The organism is Anabaena sp. AL09, from assembly GCF_001672255.1.
Taxonomy (GTDB): domain Bacteria; phylum Cyanobacteriota; class Cyanobacteriia; order Cyanobacteriales; family Nostocaceae; genus Dolichospermum; species Dolichospermum lemmermannii.
Window position 1 is genome coordinate 26395 of sequence record NZ_LJOQ01000079.1, and the last position, 18389, is coordinate 44783.

The 18389-nt window shown below is 41.5% G+C and carries 20 protein-coding genes; 13 read left to right on the top strand and 7 right to left on the bottom strand.

What is annotated here, in order from left to right; genetic code table 11:
* Positions 1-72: 72 nt before the first annotated feature.
* Both trmD and AN490_RS14730 read right to left on the bottom strand, forming a co-directional pair.
* On the bottom strand, positions 73-768 hold the full coding sequence (gene trmD, locus AN490_RS14725; RefSeq protein WP_300004682.1) for a tRNA (guanosine(37)-N1)-methyltransferase TrmD: 696 nt from the start codon (positions 766-768) through the stop codon (positions 73-75).
* 121 nt (positions 769-889) lie between these two features.
* Positions 890-1135, bottom strand: a complete 246-nt coding sequence (locus AN490_RS14730; protein ID WP_300004685.1) for a hypothetical protein — start codon at positions 1133-1135, stop codon at positions 890-892.
* 359 nt (positions 1136-1494) lie between these two features.
* Between AN490_RS14730 and AN490_RS14735 the strand changes: the two genes are divergently transcribed.
* The 6 genes from AN490_RS14735 to AN490_RS14760 all read left to right on the top strand — a co-directional run bounded on the left by AN490_RS14735 (position 1495) and on the right by AN490_RS14760 (position 8364).
* Complete coding sequence (locus AN490_RS14735) at positions 1495-2358, top strand: cyanophycinase (protein WP_015079845.1); 864 nt, start codon at positions 1495-1497, stop codon at positions 2356-2358.
* 173 nt (positions 2359-2531) lie between these two features.
* A complete protein-coding gene (cphA, locus tag AN490_RS14740) occupies positions 2532-5228 on the top strand; it encodes a cyanophycin synthetase (RefSeq protein WP_300004748.1) in 2697 nt (898 codons plus the stop codon).
* Positions 5229-5504: 276 nt separating this feature from the next.
* Positions 5505-5696: a DUF2862 domain-containing protein gene (locus tag AN490_RS14745; protein ID WP_300004688.1), complete on the top strand. Its 192-nt coding sequence runs from the start codon at positions 5505-5507 to the stop codon at positions 5694-5696.
* 85 nt (positions 5697-5781) lie between these two features.
* Complete coding sequence (locus AN490_RS14750; protein WP_015079847.1) at positions 5782-6882, top strand: ArsA family ATPase; 1101 nt, start codon at positions 5782-5784, stop codon at positions 6880-6882.
* Positions 6883-6974: 92 nt separating this feature from the next.
* Positions 6975-8009 carry a chlorophyll synthase ChlG gene (gene chlG, locus AN490_RS14755; protein ID WP_300004694.1) on the top strand — a complete coding sequence of 345 codons (1035 nt, stop codon included), beginning with the start codon at positions 6975-6977 and terminating at the stop codon, positions 8007-8009.
* 85 nt (positions 8010-8094) lie between these two features.
* The gene (locus tag AN490_RS14760; RefSeq protein WP_271821153.1) at positions 8095-8364 is read left to right on the top strand and encodes a hypothetical protein; all 270 of its coding nucleotides are present in this window, start codon (positions 8095-8097) and stop codon (positions 8362-8364) included.
* A 243-nt stretch (positions 8365-8607) separates the two neighbouring features.
* Here the strand turns inward: AN490_RS14760 and AN490_RS14765 are convergent, their stop codons facing one another.
* The 3 genes from AN490_RS14765 to AN490_RS14775 all read right to left on the bottom strand — a co-directional run bounded on the left by AN490_RS14765 (position 8608) and on the right by AN490_RS14775 (position 9950).
* Complete coding sequence (locus tag AN490_RS14765) at positions 8608-8859, bottom strand: hypothetical protein (protein ID WP_015079850.1); 252 nt, start codon at positions 8857-8859, stop codon at positions 8608-8610.
* Positions 8860-8985: 126 nt separating this feature from the next.
* A complete protein-coding gene (locus tag AN490_RS14770; protein ID WP_015079851.1) occupies positions 8986-9417 on the bottom strand; it encodes a M48 family metallopeptidase in 432 nt (143 codons plus the stop codon).
* A gap of 176 nt (positions 9418-9593) precedes the next feature.
* Complete coding sequence (locus tag AN490_RS14775) at positions 9594-9950, bottom strand: iron-sulfur cluster assembly accessory protein (RefSeq protein ID WP_015079852.1); 357 nt, start codon at positions 9948-9950, stop codon at positions 9594-9596.
* A gap of 299 nt (positions 9951-10249) precedes the next feature.
* Between AN490_RS14775 and AN490_RS14780 the strand changes: the two genes are divergently transcribed.
* Together AN490_RS14780 and AN490_RS14785 are read left to right on the top strand one after the other, a co-directional pair.
* On the top strand, positions 10250-11866 hold the full coding sequence (locus AN490_RS14780; protein WP_300004703.1) for a hypothetical protein: 1617 nt from the start codon (positions 10250-10252) through the stop codon (positions 11864-11866).
* 391 nt (positions 11867-12257) lie between these two features.
* Positions 12258-12428, top strand: a complete 171-nt coding sequence (locus AN490_RS14785; RefSeq protein ID WP_015079854.1) for a ribbon-helix-helix-containing protein — start codon at positions 12258-12260, stop codon at positions 12426-12428.
* Here the strand turns inward: AN490_RS14785 and AN490_RS14790 are convergent.
* Positions 12396-12686, bottom strand: coding sequence for a hypothetical protein (locus AN490_RS14790; protein ID WP_300004707.1), 291 nt, complete (start codon positions 12684-12686; stop codon positions 12396-12398). The two genes, AN490_RS14785 and AN490_RS14790, sit on opposite strands and share 33 nt — an antisense overlap.
* A gap of 57 nt (positions 12687-12743) precedes the next feature.
* On the opposite strand from AN490_RS14790, the gene zds reads away from it, so the two are divergent.
* On the top strand, positions 12744-14183 hold the full coding sequence (gene zds / locus AN490_RS14795; protein WP_300004710.1) for a 9,9'-di-cis-zeta-carotene desaturase: 1440 nt from the start codon (positions 12744-12746) through the stop codon (positions 14181-14183).
* Between the two features lie 75 nt (positions 14184-14258).
* A complete protein-coding gene (locus tag AN490_RS14800) occupies positions 14259-14711 on the top strand; it encodes an SRPBCC family protein (RefSeq protein ID WP_300004713.1) in 453 nt (150 codons plus the stop codon).
* Here the strand turns inward: AN490_RS14800 and AN490_RS14805 are convergent.
* On the bottom strand, positions 14708-15652 hold the full coding sequence (locus AN490_RS14805; RefSeq protein WP_300004715.1) for an aldo/keto reductase: 945 nt from the start codon (positions 15650-15652) through the stop codon (positions 14708-14710). The two genes, AN490_RS14800 and AN490_RS14805, sit on opposite strands and share 4 nt — an antisense overlap.
* A 218-nt stretch (positions 15653-15870) precedes the next feature.
* Here AN490_RS14805 and AN490_RS14810 point away from each other — a divergent pair, with 218 nt between their 5' ends.
* From AN490_RS14810 to AN490_RS14820, 3 genes are read left to right on the top strand one after another with little or no spacing between them, the layout of a single operon-like run.
* Positions 15871-17349 (top strand): diguanylate cyclase, encoded by a 1479-nt coding sequence (locus AN490_RS14810; protein ID WP_300004718.1) that lies wholly within the window; start codon positions 15871-15873, stop codon positions 17347-17349.
* A 45-nt stretch (positions 17350-17394) separates the two neighbouring features.
* Positions 17395-17745 (top strand): Hpt domain-containing protein, encoded by a 351-nt coding sequence (locus tag AN490_RS14815; protein WP_300004721.1) that lies wholly within the window; start codon positions 17395-17397, stop codon positions 17743-17745.
* Entirely contained in the window at positions 17742-18377 is a 636-nt protein-coding gene (locus tag AN490_RS14820) for a phosphoribosyltransferase (protein WP_300004724.1), read from the top strand. The genes AN490_RS14815 and AN490_RS14820 overlap by 4 nt, the downstream gene beginning before the upstream one ends.
* Positions 18378-18389: the final 12 nt, after the last annotated feature.

An 18389-nucleotide genomic window follows, 5' to 3' on the forward strand; every position in this document is an offset into this window, starting at 1 on the left:
CTACTCCCCCTACTCCCCCTACTCCCCCTACTCCCCCTACTCCCCCTACTCCCCCTACTCCCCCTACTCCCCCTACTCCCCCTGCTCTTCTTGCCATTTTTTCAGCAAATCGGGACGACGGGAAGCAGTGCGCTCAATTTGTTGTTGAAAACGCCAACGAGCTATTGCTGCATGATTACCACTTAGTAGCACATCTGGGACTTTCCAACCACGAAAATTAGCAGGACGAGTATACTGGGGAAAATCTAACAAACCCGCTTCAAAACTTTCATTTTTGAGAGATTCCTCCTTACCCACAGTTCCCGGTAGCAACCGCGTCACACCATTAATCAAAGCCATAGAAGGAATTTCTCCCCCAGTGAGGATAAAATCGCCCAAAGATATCTCACGAGTCACCAAATTTAGCACCCTGTCATCTACCCCTTCATAATGACCACAGATAACAATCAATTGGTCATAATTCGCGGCTAATTCGCGCAGCAAGGGCTGGTTCATCGGTTGTCCTTGGGGACTCATCAAAATCACATCACGACGGGGTAGAATCGGCAAAGACTCCACAGCCGCGAAAATCGGTTCTGGCTTCATCAGCATTCCCACACCACCACCATAGGTTTCATCATCCACCTTGTGGTGTTTGTCCGTGGTAAAGTCTCTGGGATTAACTAGATGCACTTGAGCAATATGTTTAGCTAAGGCCTTAGCCAGCAAACCAGAATTGAGAATTGACGTGAAACAGTCAGGGAAAAGTGTAACTATATCAAAACGCACAGTAATTCGTATTCGATAGAACTAATATTAAGGGTAGATACCTAGCCAATAGAATAACTGATAACGTAGCACATGAGTCAGGAGTCAGGAGTCAGGAGTTCAGGAGTTCAGGAGTCAGGAGTCAGGAGTTCAGGAGTTCAGGAGAAAGAGAAGAAAGAATAAAGAAGGAAGTTTCTCTCCTGTTCCCTGTTCCCTGTTCCCTGTTCCCTGTTCCCTGTTCCCTGTTCCCTGTTCCCTGTTCCCTGTTCCCTGTTCCCTGTTTCCTGTTTCCTGTTTCCTGTTTCCTGTTTCCTGTTCCCTGTTCCCTGTTTCCTGTTCCCTGTTCCCTGTTCCCTGTTTCCTGTTTCCTGTTTCCAAGTGAGATCAAAAGTTTTTCTAGTTACTTGATTTATGTTTAAATATTGTCACTACTAAATTTAAATTAATAATCCCACCAAAGTTAACAACTTCCGGGATGCATCTAGCCAAGCTCAGAAGTAAGAGTGTCAAGGCCGACTAAAACCTAAATCCAGAAGGGAATTATAGTTAATTTAGCACTATAATTCCCGGCTGGAAAAGTAGATAGGTAAAAACAAGATGCTGGCCATGAGAATGACGGACATGAGAAAATTGAGGCATCGTGTGCGTCAAGCAGTGTCCTCTCATTAAAGCAAAAGGCGAAAATTAACAAGTAGCAACCCTTGTTGAATTAACCTGAAGTTGTTGACTCCCTCAAGCAGAAACACAATGCCGCAGTTAGAAGTTAAATCGCTGGAAATGAGGACACCCCAAGCTACTAAAACCGCCGTACTAGTTATCGGAGGCGCAGAAGATAAAGTTCATGGACGAGAAATTCTGAGAACTTTTTTTGTTCGTGCTGGTGGTAACAAGGCGTATATTACAATAATTCCATCAGCCTCCCGTGAGCCTGCCATTATTGCTGGTAGGTACGTTCGCATTTTTGAAGAAATGGGTGCGGAGAAGGTTGAAATTTTAGACATTCGGGAACGGGAACAATGCGAAAATCCGGAGATTAAAGCATCCCTCGAAGCCTGTAGTGGTGTCTTCTTGACAGGAGGAGACCAACTGCGTCTTTGTGGAGTCCTCTCCGACACACCAGCAATGGAAATTATCCGCCAGCGGGTGAGAGCCGGACAACTGACTTTAGCAGGAACAAGTGCTGGAGCAGCCGTCATGGGACATCACATGATCGCAGGTGGTGGCAGTGGTGAAACCCCCAATCGTTCCCTAGTGGATATGGCAACAGGCTTAGGATTCATTCCTGAAGTTGTCGTTGACCAACATTTCCATAACCGGAATCGCATGGGGAGATTAGTTAGTGCGATCGCCGCTCACCCTGATAGACTGGGCATTGGTATTGACGAAGATACCTGTGCTGTGTTTGAACGAGATGGTTGGTTACAAGTTATGGGCAAAGGCAGTGTCACCATTGTTGATCCTACAGAACTTACCCACACCAATGAACCCAATGTTAGTGCTAACGAACCCTTAACTTTACATAATTTAAGACTACATATTCTCAGTTACGGAGATCGCTTCCATCTTTATCAACGTACTGTTTTACCTGCTGTGCATCGCATCTCTAGCTGACGGTATAGAGTATCTCAGATGACAATGATTTGACCGCGCTCTGATTTCTTCCTGTCTCCAGATTTTAGATAAATACTGTCTAATCATAAAAAACTGTTTGACATGAACAGTTTAGCGGTCAATTCCAGTAAGAAACTAGAATTTTGGTTCCGAATCTCCATCTACCTATTCCCATGAGAATCCTCAAGATCCAGACCTTACGCGGCCCAAATTACTGGAGCATTCGACGGCACAAACTGATCGTTATGCGCCTAGACTTAGATAACCTTGCCGAAACACCCTCAAATGAAATCCCTGGATTTTATGAAGGATTAGTAGAGGCTCTCCCCAGCCTAGAGGGTCACTACTGCTCCCCTGGCTGTCGGGGTGGTTTTCTGATGCGGGTGCGAGAAGGCACCATGATGGGTCATATAGTGGAACACGTAGCCTTGGAACTCCAGGAATTAGCGGGAATGCACGTAGGTTTCGGTCGCACCCGTGAAACTGTCACACCTGGAATTTATCAGGTAGTGATTGAGTACCTAAATGAAGAAGCGGGTCGCTATGCAGCACGGGCAGCAGTCAGGCTATGTCAAAGTATTATTGACCGGGGACGTTATCCCAAAGCCGAACTAGAGCAAGATGTTCAAGACCTGAAAGACTTTTGGCGTGATGCTTCGCTAGGACCTTCAACAGAAGCTATTATCAAAGAAGCGGAGAAAAAAGGTATTCCTTGGATGCCTTTACCAGCTAGATTCTTAATTCAATTGGGCTATGGTATCCATCAAAAACGGATTCAGGCCACAATGACCAATAACACAGGCATTCTTGGTGTAGAACTAGCTGGTGATAAAGAAGCTACTAAACGGATTCTCGATGCCAACGGTGTCCCAGTTCCCAGAGGGACAGTTATCAATTTCTTTGATGATTTAGAAGAAGCCGTTGAATATGTTGGTGGTTATCCCATCGTGATTAAACCTTCAGATGGTAATCATGGCCGGGGTATTACCATTGATATCCGTAATTGGGAAGACGCAGAAGCCGCTTATGAAATGGCTAGACAGGTTTCTCGTTCAGTGATTGTGGAAAGATATTATGTAGGACGAGATCATCGGGTATTGGTAGTTAATGGCAAGGTAGTTGCTGTAGCGGAGAGAATCCCCGCCCATGTCGTGGGTAATGGCAAATCCACGATTACAGAGCTAATTGAAGAAACAAACCAAGATCCCAATCGCGGTGAAGGTCATGATAATGTCTTAACTAAGATTGAACTAGACCGTACCAGCTATCAACTACTAGATAGACAAGGCTACACCATCAATAGTGTGCCACCCCAGGGGGCAATGTGTTATCTGCGGGCTACAGCCAACTTGAGTACAGGTGGTAGTGCTGTAGATCGCACAGACGAAATTCACCCGGAAAATATATGGTTAGCACAACGGGTAGTGAGAATCATCGGTTTAGATGTAGCTGGGATAGATATTGTCACTTCCGATATTAGCCGTCCGCTCCGAGAAGTAGATGCGGTAATTGTCGAAGTCAATGCCGCCCCTGGTTTCCGAATGCACGTCGCCCCCAGCATTGGTATCCCCCGCAATGTCGCTGGTGCGGTCATGGATATGCTGTTCCCCAATGAACAATCTGGACGGATTCCTCTGCTCTCTGTCACAGGCACAAATGGTAAAACCACCACTACCCGCCTGTTAGCACATATCTATAAGCAAACTGGTAAAGTAGTAGGCTACACAACTACAGACGGTACTTATATCGGTGATTTCTTAGTAGAATCAGGAGATAATACAGGTCCTCAAAGCGCCCATGTTATCCTTCAAGATCCGACCGTAGAAGTAGCGGTATTGGAATCGGCTCGCGGTGGGATTCTCCGCTCTGGGTTGGGTTTTGAAAATGCTAATGTAGGTGTGGTATTAAATGTGTCTGCTGACCATCTGGGCATCGGCGATATAGATACTATTGAACAATTAGCCCATCTCAAAAGTGTAGTTGCTGAGGCTGTTTTCCCTGATGGTTATGCGGTACTCAATGCCGATGATCACCGGGTTGCAGCGATGGCAGAAAAGACTAAGGCAAATATTGCCTACTTTACCATGAATCCAGACTCGGATCTGGTACGGAAACATATTCAACATGGTGGAGTGGCCGCAGTCTATGAACATGGTTATCTGTCTATTGTCAAAGGTGATTGGACGCACCGCATCGAAAGAGCAGAAAATATTCCTTTGACAATGGGTGCAAGAGCGCCATTTATGATTGCTAATGCTTTAGCTGCTAGTTTGGCGGCTTTTGTTCAAGATGTCACCATTGAGCAAATTCGGGCTGGTTTAAGAGGCTTCCGTGCTTCTGTGAGTCAGACCCCAGGACGGATGAATTTGTTTAATTTGGGTAAACACCATGCTTTGGTAGATTATGCCCACAATGCGGCTAGTTATGAGGCCTTGGGGTCATTTGTTCGGAATTGGACAACGGGACAGCGCATTGGTGTGATTGGTGGTCCGGGCGATCGCCGTGATGAAGATTTTGTGACTCTAGGTAAGTTATCAGCAGATATCTTTGACTACATTATTATTAAAGAAGATGATGATACTAGAGGTAGACCTCGTGGTTCAGCTTCAGATTTGATTATTCAAGGCATTACCCAAGTTAAGCCTAATTACCGCTTTGAATCAATTTTGGATGAAACCACAGCTATTAACAAAGCCTTGGACATGGCTCCTGATGGTAGTCTGGTGGTAGTTTTGCCAGAAAGTGTGAACCGGGCTATTAAGTTAATTAAGATGCGAGGTGTACAGGAAGAAACCCAGCCACAGCAATCAACTCACAATGATTCGCAAAATGGTGTAGCTTCTTCTTCGGCGATTAATACACTGATTTAGGAGCATCTTTTGTTGGTAAATTTCCCTCAGACTGATGAATAATTTAAGTCTGGGGTTCCTTTTAGGAACTACGGTCAGAAACGGTAAGTTCTACCGAGATTGCCTGTGGAGCGGAAAAACCTCTTAGAAGCCATTCTCAGACCGTGATGAAGCAGGAAGTAAACACTAAGGTTATCGCTGTCCAGATGTGTCTAGACTTTGGTAATTTTGGGTAAGTTTTATAGAACGGCAGATTCCGCTACACTGAGATTTGGATTATTTTATTGTAACTAGATCATGGACATCGGACAGAAAGTTAAGGTGATTCGTTTGCGCGATCGCGTATCCTCTACTATCGCTCAAAAACTGGGAAAAATTGGCACGATCTCTGGCTACAAAGTCACTGACGGGGCGGGAATCGGTGTGGTGGTCAAGTTTGACGATAATTTCTCTACCTGGTTTTTTGAAGATGAAATCAAACCAGCTTAGTCAAAACAACTTACAGTAGAGGCTAAAAAGATTGGTTGAGTGCTAAGTTGTAATTGAAAAGATCGGCAAAATTGGAAATTGAGTAATGGCCTTGATACTGACATTTTTGGGCAAAAACGGCATCGCTCGCAGTAAGATAGCGATCGCCGCAGCCATTAGTTTGGCAACACAAGGCAAAAGGGTACTTCTAGCAGGACTAGCAGATCCAACATTGCCAATTCTACTCAATACTACTCTGACTCCTGACCCCCAGGAAATCTCTCCTAATCTACAAGCAGTACAGTTTCAAGCATCTGTACTGCTAGAACGCAACTGGGACGAAGTGAAAAAATTGGAGGCTCAATACCTCCGCACACCGATTTTGAAAGAGGTTTATGGGCAGGAACTGGTGGTATTACCAGGTATGGACAACGCCCTTGCTCTCAATGCGATTCGTGAATATGATGCCAGTGGCAAATATGACGCGATTATCTATGATGGCACAGGCGATGCTGCCAGCTTGCGAATGTTGGGAATGCCAGAATCTTTAAGTTGGTATATGAGACGATTTAGGCAATTGTTCGTAAATTCCGATTTAGGGAAAACAATTACCGAATCTCCCCTAATTCAACCTTTAATTAGCAGTCTTTTTAATATTAATTGGACTGCTGATAATTTTTCTCAACCCACTAACCAAGTTAATAATTTTCTCGAACAAGGTAAAGCTGCTTTAGCTAATCCCCAGCGGGTTGCCGCTTTTTTGGTGACAACATCAGAACCCATTGATGTGGCAAATTCCCGCTATCTGTGGGGAAGCGCCCAACAAATTGGTTTAACTGTTGGTGGAGCAATCTTAGTTGCTGATGGAGAAAATACTAACTTATCCCAGGAATTTGCACCTCTACCTGTGAGCATAGTTCCTGATGTCTCCCAGGGGGAATGGCAACCTCTCATAGATGCTTTACCCAACTTTGTTGAGCAAGCATTACAAGCTAACCAACCAATTGAAATTGACGTACATAATCGCCAAGTCCGCTTATTTTTACCTGGTTTCGACAAAAAACAGGTAAAACTTACTCAACAGGGACCAGAAGTCACAGTAGAAGCCGGAGATCAAAGACGTAATATCTTCCTGCCCCCGGCTTTAAGTGGTAAACCTGTAACTGGTGCAAAGTTTCAAAATAGTTATTTGATAATTTCTTTTTAGGGATTGGGGACTGGGGATTGGGGACTGGGCAATAATTACCAATTACCCATTACCAATTACCAATCACCTATTACCAATTACCATTACACCTTATGTCTGAATCAACTCCCATTGACCCAAATTCTCAGCCGAATGAGGCTATAGAATCAACAAATCCAGAAGTCACAATTGCAGAAGACCGTAATGCGAAAACTCGGCAATTGCTGGGAATGAAAGGTGCAAGTGCTGGGGAAACTTCCATTTGGAAAATTCGCTTGCAATTGATGAAACCGATTACCTGGATTCCCCTAATTTGGGGTGTGGTCTGCGGTGCGGCTTCTTCTGGTAACTACACTTGGACTTTAGAAAATGTTTTGAAGTCTGCCCTTTGTATGTTGCTTTCTGGTCCTTTGTTGACAGGTTATACCCAAACCATCAATGATTATTATGACCGAGAAATTGACGCGATTAATGAGCCTTACCGTCCCATTCCTTCGGGGAGAATTTCTGAAAAGCAAGTAATTAGCCAATTCGTGCTTTTACTATTATTAGGATGTGGGGTGGCTTATACCTTAGATTTATGGGCAGGTCATCAATTTCCTACTGTTTTAATGTTGTCCGTTTTTGGGACTTTTATCGCCTATATCTATTCTGCACCACCATTGAAATTAAAACAAAATGGTTGGTTAGGAAATTATGCTTTGGGTGCAAGTTACATTGCTTTACCTTGGTGGGCTGGTCATGCTTTATTTGGAGAATTGAATTGGAAAATTGTGATTCTGACTCTATTCTACAGTTTGGCTGGTTTGGGTATTGCTATTGTCAATGATTTTAAGAGTGTGGAAGGCGATCGCCAATTAGGACTACAATCATTACCAGTTATGTTTGGCATCCAAACTGCGGCTTTGATTTGTGTAGTCATGATTGACTTATTTCAAGGTTTGGTGGCAGGTTATTTGGTGAGTATTCACGAGAATTTATATGCAGCCATTCTCGTATTATTAATCATTCCCCAAATCACTTTCCAAGATATGTATTTTATCCGTGACCCCATAGCCAATGATGTCAAATATCAAGCCAGCGCCCAACCGTTTTTGGTTTTGGGAATGTTGGTAACAGGTATTGCATTAGGTCACGCTGGCGTTTAATTTATTATATCTTCAGCTAGACGTGAGCAATGAGGAGTGAGGAGTTATATTAATTTCTAACTCCTCACTTATTTTATAAATTGCCATGTTGAATTTTATATCTTTTCTAATTCAGGGAATAAAAGCATTCTTGATTCCGATTTGCTTTATCACATCTTGGACTGTGATAGTTTTGGTAGTTTTGAATTTATGGACAGCAACAAAAGAGACTGTTAAAATTGCTCAAGAAATGCACAAAATCCCCTGTCCTAATTGCCAATTTTTTACTAATAATTATCGTCTTAAATGTACAGTAAATCCATACATTGCGAATACAGAAGAAGCAATTGGTTGTCAAGATTATCAATCAAATTAATTGTTATGTCTGGGCTTTCTATTTGTTGTGGATTATTTGTAGGGGTTTAGCAATGCTTACTGGTGTCAACTTAGGCTACAGATGGCTTATTTGTTTGGGTTCCACACCCGCCAGGGAATATGGCTTACGCCACGCTGCGCTATCATTCCCAGTCGGGCTATGGGTTGTACGTTAAGTTGACACCAATGAGCATTGCTAAACCCTTTCAGCCGATTAATCCAGCTATTTGAAAATGAGTAAAATTCAAGACAACTCATTTTTGGTCAGCTTCTTCGATACCCAGCTAATAATGCCACTAAATAGCGCACCACCCATCAATATACCAATAGCAGGATTAAATACTGGCATCCAGAGTTTGTGCCACAAATCTAAACCTAAATTGATTCCCGAAGCATCACCAATCACAGCTATAACAAGCCACGCAAAACCTAAAATCACTAAAAAAACATCAGCGACTAAGATTAAGTTGAGCCAGTTTAATAATTTGTCTTTCATTTTGATTGGTCAATTGTCAGTTGTCAGTTGTCAGTAGGGGCGAAGCATTTGGAAGATAAATTATCGGTCATTGCCAAAAATAGTTCTCCAAATGCTTCGAAGTATCTTCTCCCTGTTCCCTGTTCCCTATTTTTCAAATAACCATTTTTTGACTTTGGCTAAGTTTTTCCAATCAGGTTTTCTAGTTAAACCATCTTCAATGCTATTTTTAACTTCTTCCTGCCATTCTTCATTGACAAATATCAATTGTTGTGCAAAGTCAATGTGTTCCCGTAAACCCTTTTGACCTGTTTCTAACATAGCTAAAGCCAGATTAATTCTTCCTTGCGGATCTTGGGGATTGAGTTTCACGGCTTTATTAGCAGCGTTGAAAGCCAATTTACCTTTATTATCAAGAAGATATAACCAAGCGAGACAAACCCAGGCTGAACTGGCTTTAGGAGAGCGATCGCATACCTCTTTAAATACAGGAATCAGTGACTCTACAGATTCTCCAGCCTTGTAGCGTTCTAAACCTTTATCAAATAGGGAATCAACGGAATCAATTGTATTAGTCATTTGTTCTTAGTCAGTGGTCAGTTGTCAGTTGTTCTTAGTCAGTGGTCAGTTGTCAGTTGTTAATTGACTTCTGACTTCTGACTCCTAAATTATCAAAAAATATGCTGAAAACCTCGGAATTGATACCTGAAAATTCCAAAAAATTTTAGGTGTCAATGTCTTTAGACCGGGGAGTGTCAAACGCCGAAAGACTTACCGCAACCACAAGTTTGGGCAGCATTGGGGTTAGTAAATTGGAAACCACCACCAATCATGGCATCACTATAATCGAGCATTAAGCCGTAAAGATAAAGTAGACTTTTGCGATCGCTGATAATTTTGAAGCCATCATAATCAAAAACCTCATCATCAGGGTTAATCTTGCTGACATCCTCAAAATCCATCATATAAGACATTCCCGAACAACCACCTTGTCTAACTCCCACCCGTAAGCATAGATCTTGCCCTTGTTTATCTTGAAGAGACTTAACCTGACGCAATGCAGATTCAGATAATAGAATTCCCCGTTGTTGAGTTTGAGTTGCTTGTGTCATAAATTCTTAACTCCTGAACTAGTTTTATCAATACCCCATCAGGCATTCTCGTACCTCTGGGCTGCTATGAATGTTTTTGTATTCATTCTAGCGACATTCCGACGGCAAAAAAGCATAAGAAGATGGGAAGATGGAAAGATAGAAGAAAATTTTAGAATAATCCCTTTTTGTGTCAACTGTTGCTGTGTTTATTAGCAACCTTAGATTTTTATTCTAGAATTGAGGGGTTCGGTGTGTTGAAAGATTAACCATTCCCAAAACTCTAATTTTCAATCGCTTTGTTTTGATTCACTTACTCTATGACAAGTTTTAATCGCTCTACCAGTCGTCGGTTGCAGAAATTACCCCAGATTCCTTCTGTATGGGAGGGCGATCGCCGTCCATTGTCATCACCACACACCCCCTTTACAGACCCAGATGCCAAAGGAGATTGTATTCTTTGGGTAGATGCCTCAGAAGGCATTGTGAGAAGCATGGACATGGTAGATCCCGCCCTGGGACCAGAAGCCATTGTGCGTACCCTCATGCAGGCAATAGAACATCCCCAAAGTCCAGCCAAACCCGGTAGACCGCAAAGAATAGTTGTCCGCGACCGGGAAATTCAATTTTACCTGCGCGGAGTCTTGCAAGACTTAGACATTGCCATTGACTACGTACCAGAATTACCCATAATTGACGAACTATTTCGTTCTTTTGCCGAAGTCATTGATAGCCAAATTCCCGATTTACCACCCAAATACGCCCAACTCCTCCATGATAAAGCCTTAGAAGTTTGGCAATCTGCCCCTTGGAGATTTTTAGAAGAACAGCAAATTTTATCCATAGAGATTAATCAATGGGATGTAGAGAAACTCTATGCCTCAGTCATGGGAATGCTAGGAATTGAATATGGAATTTTGTTTTATCGTTCGGAAGATTCCCTCAAGCGGTTTCGGGCTGCTGTTTTAGCTGATGAAGATGAACTTCAGCAAGATTTAGAAGAAGCCTTCCTCAAACAAGATTGTTTATTTCTCACCTTTGATTCCTTGCAAGAAAACGAAGATGATGATCTAGGAAATTTGGCACAAATGCCACTTTCAGAAATTGAACCTACCTTCGGAAATATTCATCCCCTAGAAGGATTACGTTCCGTTTTGTATGAAGAAGAAGCACTACTAGCTTTTGTTGCTGTAGAAAGTTTATTGCGGTTTCTGCGTGACCACCATCGGCAATTATCCGAAGAAGATTTGCTCACCCTCAGCCAACGTTATCGAATTTCCTTACCAGAAACCGACAAAAGGCGTAAATCTTTAACTGTCACCGTTTCTACCATGCCAGAATTGACAGCAGAATTAGAAGAAATGGCTGGTTTTGATTTAGATGACGAAGATGATGAAGATGAAGATGATTCCATCTTTGAAGCCCTCAGAGACGACTTAATCCCTGAAGATGCTTTCATGAGTTTGGGAGTATTACCCTGGGAAACATTAAATTACCTGCGTCAAGCGCCTAATTACCAAGCAGCAGGGGAATTTGAACTAAAAGGGGACGGGTTACCTGTGATTGTCATTCAAACCTCTCGCCCTAAAGCTAAAGGAATTATTGAAAATATTCAAGCTGCTGGAGGATTAAACGCCATCTGTTTTCATACGGTAACCGATCCTGTCGATGATGATCTCTATGACTTAGGTTTATTGCAAACACATAATAATGAATTATTTTTGTTTGGGCAATTTTTAGATGATGATCCAGTTCACATAGAAGCTAAGAAAAAATGGCACCAGCGGTGTAAAAATACCAAAGGCCATTGCGGTTTAATTATTGCCAAAGGATTGACCGGGACTGCTCGTGGTAATCCTCAATTACGAGATATGATGGCTCTATTAGAAGCTAATGTACTTTCCTCGGAAGAATTAAACTTAGAAACACTTGACTAAAAAAATAGATATACCTAAAATTTATGAATTAAATTACAGGATATCTAATACCAACTTGATGAGAGGCTGCACAGAATCATAAAATCCATGAATTCATCCGTCTTTATCGGCGTTTATCGGCGGTTATCCGCGGTCAATAATTCTAGAAATCTGATTCAATACAGCTTGATCTTAAATTGGTATAAAATGCACTCATGGTGCAAATCTCCAGAAATTTCCCGTATTCAAGCAAAGTCATCGCAAAATAAATTTTAGTAGGTAGTTGACAAACTGAAAATTTTAAACAAGATTAGTGTTTTTGTTACCTTGTTAATTCCGACTAACTTTCATAGTATCATTTTTGTTTTAAGTGACCAAACTCTCTAAATCAAGTTAATATACAGCAAAGTGCATGATAATGACAAATAAAAAATGGGCAGTTAAACGCATAACAGTTAATCTCGCAACACAAGAAGCAGAGAAACTAGAAAAATATTGTCAACAGACAGGCAGACCAGCAACAGATGTCATTCGGGAACTGATTAGAAGTTTACCCCAGGGGGAAGAAGTGGCCGGAGGGTGATAGAGGGCAGGGAAGTAGGGGAGTAGGGGGAGCAGGGAAAGTAGGGGAGTAGGGGAAGTAGGGGAGTAGGGGGAGCAGGGAAAGTAGGGGAGTAGGGGAAGCAGGGGAGTAGGGGGAGCAGGGGAGGCAGGGGAGGCAGGGGGAGAGAAATATTCTTTTGCAACTGACAACTGGCAACTGTACGGGCGAAGCATTTGGAGAACTATTTTTGGCAATGACCGATAATTTATCTTCCAAATGCTTCGCCCCTACTGACAACTAACCAGTCACCAATTCAGTTACAATTTGTAAAGAAACTGAACAAGGAACGAGGGAATGCGCGTTGCAATTGTGGGTGCGGGATTAGCTGGGTTAGCAACTGCTGTAGATTTAGTAGATGCGGGCTGTGAGGTAGAAATTTTCGAGTCTCGTCCGTTTGTGGGTGGTAAAGTCAGCAGTTGGGTAGATGGTGACGGCAATCATATTGAAATGGGGCTGCACGTCTTTTTCGGCTGCTACTACAATCTGTTTGCATTGATGGAGAAAGTGGGGGCTGGGGATAATTTACGCCTCAAAGAACATAGTCATACTTTTATCAATAAAGGTGGACAAACTGGGGCGTTAGATTTTCGCTTTTTTACTGGTGCGCCTTTTAACGGATTAAAGGCGTTTTTTACTACTTCCCAACTTTCATTACGGGATAAATTCCAAAATGCGATCGCTCTGGGTACTAGCCCCATAGTTCAAGGTTTGGTAGACTTTGATGGGGCAATGAAAACTATTCGCAAATTAGATAAAATCAGTTTTTCTGACTGGTTCTATAGTCACGGTGGTAGTAAAGGTAGCATTAAACGTCTCTGGAATCCTATTGCTTACGCCCTGGGATTTATAGATTGTGATCATATTTCCGCCCGATGTATGTTGACAATTTTCCAGTTTTTTGCAGTCAGAACAGAAGCTTCAATTCTGCGAATGCTGGAAGGTTCACCTCACGAATATTTACACAAACCTATTGTTAAATACTTGGAAGAAAGAGGCACAAAAATACACACCCGTCGTCAAGTCCGAGAAATTCAGTTTGCTGAGTCTGGCGACGAAACTCACGTTACTGGTATATTAGTTGCCCAAGGTGACACAGAAGCAGTAATTACCGCTGACGCTTATCTTTGTGCTTGTGATGTTCCAGGGATTCAGCGAGTTTTACCCCAACCTTGGCGGAAATGGCCAGAATTTGATAACATTTATAAGTTAGATGCTGTTCCAGTCGCTACAGTGCAGCTACGCTTTGATGGTTGGGTGACAGAACTGGGAGATGAGGAAAAACGCAAACAGCTAAATCATGCGACTGGGATAGATAATTTGTTGTATACCGCTGATGCTGATTTTTCCTGTTTTGCGGATTTGGCTTTAACTAGTCCCGCAGATTATTATCGTCCTGGGGAGGGTTCATTGTTGCAACTGGTATTGACACCGGGTGATCCTTTTATTAAGCAAAATAATGAAGAAATTGCTCACCATGTTCTTAAACAAGTGCATGAACTGTTCCCTTCGTCAAGAGATTTAAACATGACTTGGTACAGTGTCGTTAAATTGGCTCAATCCTTGTATAGAGAAGCACCAGGAATGGATGCGTACCGTCCCGATCAAAAAACACCTATTCCTAACTTTTTCCTAGCTGGGAGTTATACTCAACAAGATTATATTGACAGCATGGAAGGGGCAACGGTTTCTGGAAAACGTGCGGCTAAAGTAATTCTCGAAAATATGAAAAAATAGAGAATTGGGGATTGGGAATTGGGGAATTGGTGAATGGGAAGAATACTAAATAATCAATCTAAAATCTAAAATCCTATGAGTGAATGGTTAGAACATAGTGTCCAGGTAGAAGTTGAAGTTCCCATAGAATTAGTATGGGGATTGTGGTCTGATTTAGAGCAAATGCCTAAATGGATGAAATGGATTGATTCAGTCAAAATTACTGAAGATAACCCGGAAATTTCTCTATGGAAACTGAGTACAGGAGGGTTAGATTTTACGTGGAAATCTCGAATTACCAAAATAATTCCTTATCAAATTATTCAATGGGAATCGGTTGATGGTTTACCAAATCAAGGAGCAATTCGCTTTTATGATCGTCATAATAATAGTATTGTAAAAATGACGGTTTCCTATGCTATTCCTGGCTTGATTGGTAAACTCATGGATAATTTGTTTTTAGGAAAGGTGGTGGAGTCCACAATTCAAGCAGATTTAGAACGGTTTAAACTATACGCTTTGAATGTCCAAGATATGAGTTTGCTTTAATGTAACCAAGGACGAGTGATTTTCTCTAATTCAGCAATTTCATCTTGAGTCATTTTCCAACCTAAAGCCCCTGCATTTTGTTTAACTTGTTCAGCGGTTTTGACTCCAGCAATGGGAATGACATTACCTTGGGCTATTAACCAATTTAAGGATACTTGGGCAGGAGTGCGATCGTATTTTTCACCAATTTCTCGTAATAGAGATAAAACAGGGGCGATTTTATTTAAACCATCTTGACTAAATCGCGGATCTATGCTTCTTGCACCTTGAGGCTTATAAGAGGGTGTATATTTACCTGTGAGCAATCCTTGAGCTAGGGGACTATAAGCTAAAATAGTTACACCTAAATCACGGGCTGTTTGGGAAATACCTTTACCTTCTATTTGGCGCGTTAGTAGAGAATAACGCACTTGATTTACAGCCAAAGGTATGCCCCTATCGGCTAATATCTGGTGTGCTTCTCGCATTTGGGCTGCTGAATAGTTACTCACACCTACTGCGCCGATTCTCCCCCGTTTCACTTCATCTGCGAGGGTATTCATGAGAGTTTCTTGAGTCAAAAAGAAAGCAAAAGGCCAATGAACTTGGTATAATTCAGTTTTCTCAACTTGGAGACGTTGGAGACTAGCCGTTAAAGCGTCAGATACAGATTTACCATCCCAACGCCAAGGTAAAGGGCCAAACTTCGTGGCAATTTGTACCTTTTGGGAGGTTTGTTTCATGAACTTTCCTAAAAACTGTTCCGAAAGTCCTAAACTGTAAACTTCTGCTGTATCAAAGAAGGTGATACCAGCATCTAAAGCTGCATTAAAAGCCGCGTGTAACTGTTCTTCACCATAGCCGTTGCCATAATTCCAAAATACTTTATCACCCCAAGCCCATGTACCGATACAAAGAGGGGGAACAGCTAGACCATTTTTTCCTAATGTGATGGTTTCCATTTTGGTAAGATTGATTATATTTACAAAAAAAAGGGAAGAGGGAACAGAAAAATCGGTTGTGTAATTAATTCTGTCCCATTACTGATTTTGACCATGTTTCGGCTAAGATCATTGCCAATTGGATTGAGTATTATGTCTGTTTTGATTCTGGGGCTACTCAACTCAAGTCATAATGTGTGTATAGTTTCAGTTCAAGTTCAGCAAGGAAATTATAGATAGTGACTTCCTCTATTCACATAAACAACACATTAGTATTAATTGTAGATGATGACTTAGTTATACAAATGCAATTACGTTATGCAATGGAAAAAGAGGGATATCAAGTGATGGTAGCAGGTAATGGCAGAATTGCCCTAAATATTGTCATGACTTCACAGCCAGATATCGTGCTTCTAGATGCCATAATGCCAGTAATGGATGGTTTTACTTGCTGCGATCAGCTACACACATTTGATCCTAACATTCCTATATTAATGATTACAGGACTAAATGACCAAGATTCCGTAGATAAAGCATTTTCTGTTGGTGCTGCTGACTATATTACTAAACCGATTCACTGGGCAGTTTTAAGACAAAGAGTTCGCCGCTTGCTACAAATGCACTGGACTATGAAAGAATTACAGTATAAGATTAAACAAGAGCAGCTAGTCGCTAAAATTACCCAAAAAATCCGCACATCTTTAAACTTAGAACTAATTCTGAGTACAACTGCTATCGAAGTCCGTAAATTATTAAAAACTGATCGTGTCATTATCTATCAGTTTCATCCAGATGGGAGTGGATATGTCATAGTTGAATCTGTAGCCGCTGAATGGGATTCTATGTTAGGAAGAGTATTTCAAGATACTTACTTTTCTGATCAATGTAGTTACGACTATCGGCAAAGTAATATTTATGTGATCGAAGATATTGATAATGCTGGGCTTTCCCAATGTCATATTGATTTACTGAGTCAATTACAAGCGAAAGCCAGTTTAGTTGTCCCCATTCAACAGGAAAACAGTATTTGGGGATTATTGGTAGTTTATGAATGTTCTCAACCACGCAGATGGGCTAAATCGGATATTGATTTGCTAACACAACTAACAAATCCATTAGTCATGGCTATTCAGCAAGCAGAACTATATCAACAATTAGAAGCAGCTAACCAGAAATTACAAGAACTAGCAAGTATAGACGGTTTGACTCAAATTCCTAATCGTCGCTCCTTTGATGAAGTTTTAGAGCGAGAATGGCAACGCTTAGAAAGAGAAAGAGCGCCTTTATGTTTGATTCTTTGTGATATAGACTTTTTCAAGAATTATAATGATACTTATGGACATCAATCTGGAGATGAATGTTTAAAAGAAGTTGCTCAAATTCTGTATCAAGTAGCCCAACGTCCCGGAGATTTAGTCGCTCGTTATGGTGGTGAAGAATTTGCTTTAGTTTTACCGCATACAGATATAGCTGGGGCAATTTGTATTGCAGAAATAATTCTCTCATCTATCCGCAGTAAGGGTTTGATTCATAAAAGTTCTCCAATTAGTTCATACCTGACCCTGAGTCTGGGGATTGCGACTATTATTCCTCAAGCCAGCGTTTCTGCAAAATTTCTCATTGCTAAGGCAGATGAAGCTCTTTATCGGGCAAAAGAAACAGGACGCAATCGCTACGTTATTTATCATTCAGAGGGAACAGAAAAAACTCATGTTTAATGGCAATTGCCACAATATAAATTAAAGTTTACCAGTTTCTTTTATATGTCTTCAATAGATACTCAGGTTTTAGAATCCTTACTGGATATGCTAGAAGGTGATCAGGAAGTTTTGGTGAAAATAATCAACTGTTATCTGGTTGAATCTCCGAAAATTGTCGCTGCGATTCAAATAGCTGTCACCAATGAAGACGCTGATACCCTCGACAAAACAGCCCACAGCTTAAAGTCTAGCAGTGCCTCTTTGGGAGCGATGAATCTCCATCAGCTTTGTTTAGAGTTAGAATCAAAAGGGAGGAGTGGCAATTTAGAAGGGGTTGTAGAATTGGTGTCACAGTTGGTTAATGAGTATGCACAAGTTGAAATTGCTTTCAAGAAAATAGTGAAAGTCCCATGAGCAAAAAATTCTCTAACCGCATTCAAGCTGGTCAAATGTTAGCTCAACATTTACAAGCATATAGTAACCTTGAGGATGTCTTGGTACTAGCTTTGCCTCGTGGTGGTGTCCCTGTAGCCTTTGAAGTCGCTAAAATTTTGAATGCGGCCATGGATGTGTGCGTAGTCAGAAAAATCGGTGTACCTGGACACAAAGAACTGGCTATGGGGGCAATTGCTTCGGAAAATATTATTGTTTTCAACCGAGATATAATTGATTCATTGGGAATAGATCAAGAAAAAATTACCCAAGTTGTTAACCAGGAATTGCGAGAATTAAAGCGCCGGAATCAAGTTTATCGCGGTGATAAACCAGCAATTAATCTGAAAAATAAAACGGTTATTGTCATAGATGATGGGATTGCTACTGGTGCAACCATGCGGGTTGCCCTCACTATTATCCACCAACAACAGCCGACGAAAATTATTGTGGCTGTTCCAGTTGCACCCCTAAATACTTGTGAAGAATTGCGTTTAGAAGTGGATGATGTAGTTTGTTTGCAATGTCCAGAAGTAATGTCTGCAATTGGTTTATGGTACGACGATTTCAGTCAAACTACAGATAACGAAGTTCGCGCACTTTTAGGAAATTAACATCTATCAAAC

Bases quoted from the DNA above. Each gene is read 5' to 3' on its own strand.
- AN490_RS14760 (WP_271821153.1), top strand. From the start codon at position 8,095: ATGTTGAATTTTATATCTTTTCTAATTCAGGGAATAAAAGCATTCTTG.
- AN490_RS14750 (WP_015079847.1), top strand. From the start codon at position 5,782: ATGGCCTTGATACTGACATTTTTGGGCAAAAACGGCATCGCTCGCAGT.
- AN490_RS14775 (WP_015079852.1), bottom strand. From the start codon at position 9,950: ATGACACAAGCAACTCAAACTCAACAACGGGGAATTCTATTATCTGAA.
- AN490_RS14815 (WP_300004721.1), top strand. From the start codon at position 17,395: ATGTCTTCAATAGATACTCAGGTTTTAGAATCCTTACTGGATATGCTA.
- AN490_RS14820 (WP_300004724.1), top strand. From the start codon at position 17,742: ATGAGCAAAAAATTCTCTAACCGCATTCAAGCTGGTCAAATGTTAGCT.
- zds (WP_300004710.1), top strand. From the start codon at position 12,744: ATGCGCGTTGCAATTGTGGGTGCGGGATTAGCTGGGTTAGCAACTGCT.
- AN490_RS14805 (WP_300004715.1), bottom strand. From the start codon at position 15,652: ATGGAAACCATCACATTAGGAAAAAATGGTCTAGCTGTTCCCCCTCTT.
- AN490_RS14745 (WP_300004688.1), top strand. From the start codon at position 5,505: ATGGACATCGGACAGAAAGTTAAGGTGATTCGTTTGCGCGATCGCGTA.
- AN490_RS14780 (WP_300004703.1), top strand. From the start codon at position 10,250: ATGACAAGTTTTAATCGCTCTACCAGTCGTCGGTTGCAGAAATTACCC.
- chlG (WP_300004694.1), top strand. From the start codon at position 6,975: ATGTCTGAATCAACTCCCATTGACCCAAATTCTCAGCCGAATGAGGCT.
- AN490_RS14770 (WP_015079851.1), bottom strand. From the start codon at position 9,417: ATGACTAATACAATTGATTCCGTTGATTCCCTATTTGATAAAGGTTTA.
- AN490_RS14735 (WP_015079845.1), top strand. From the start codon at position 1,495: ATGCCGCAGTTAGAAGTTAAATCGCTGGAAATGAGGACACCCCAAGCT.
- AN490_RS14765 (WP_015079850.1), bottom strand. From the start codon at position 8,859: ATGAAAGACAAATTATTAAACTGGCTCAACTTAATCTTAGTCGCTGAT.
- AN490_RS14800 (WP_300004713.1), top strand. From the start codon at position 14,259: ATGAGTGAATGGTTAGAACATAGTGTCCAGGTAGAAGTTGAAGTTCCC.
- cphA (WP_300004748.1), top strand. From the start codon at position 2,532: ATGAGAATCCTCAAGATCCAGACCTTACGCGGCCCAAATTACTGGAGC.
- AN490_RS14785 (WP_015079854.1), top strand. From the start codon at position 12,258: ATGATAATGACAAATAAAAAATGGGCAGTTAAACGCATAACAGTTAAT.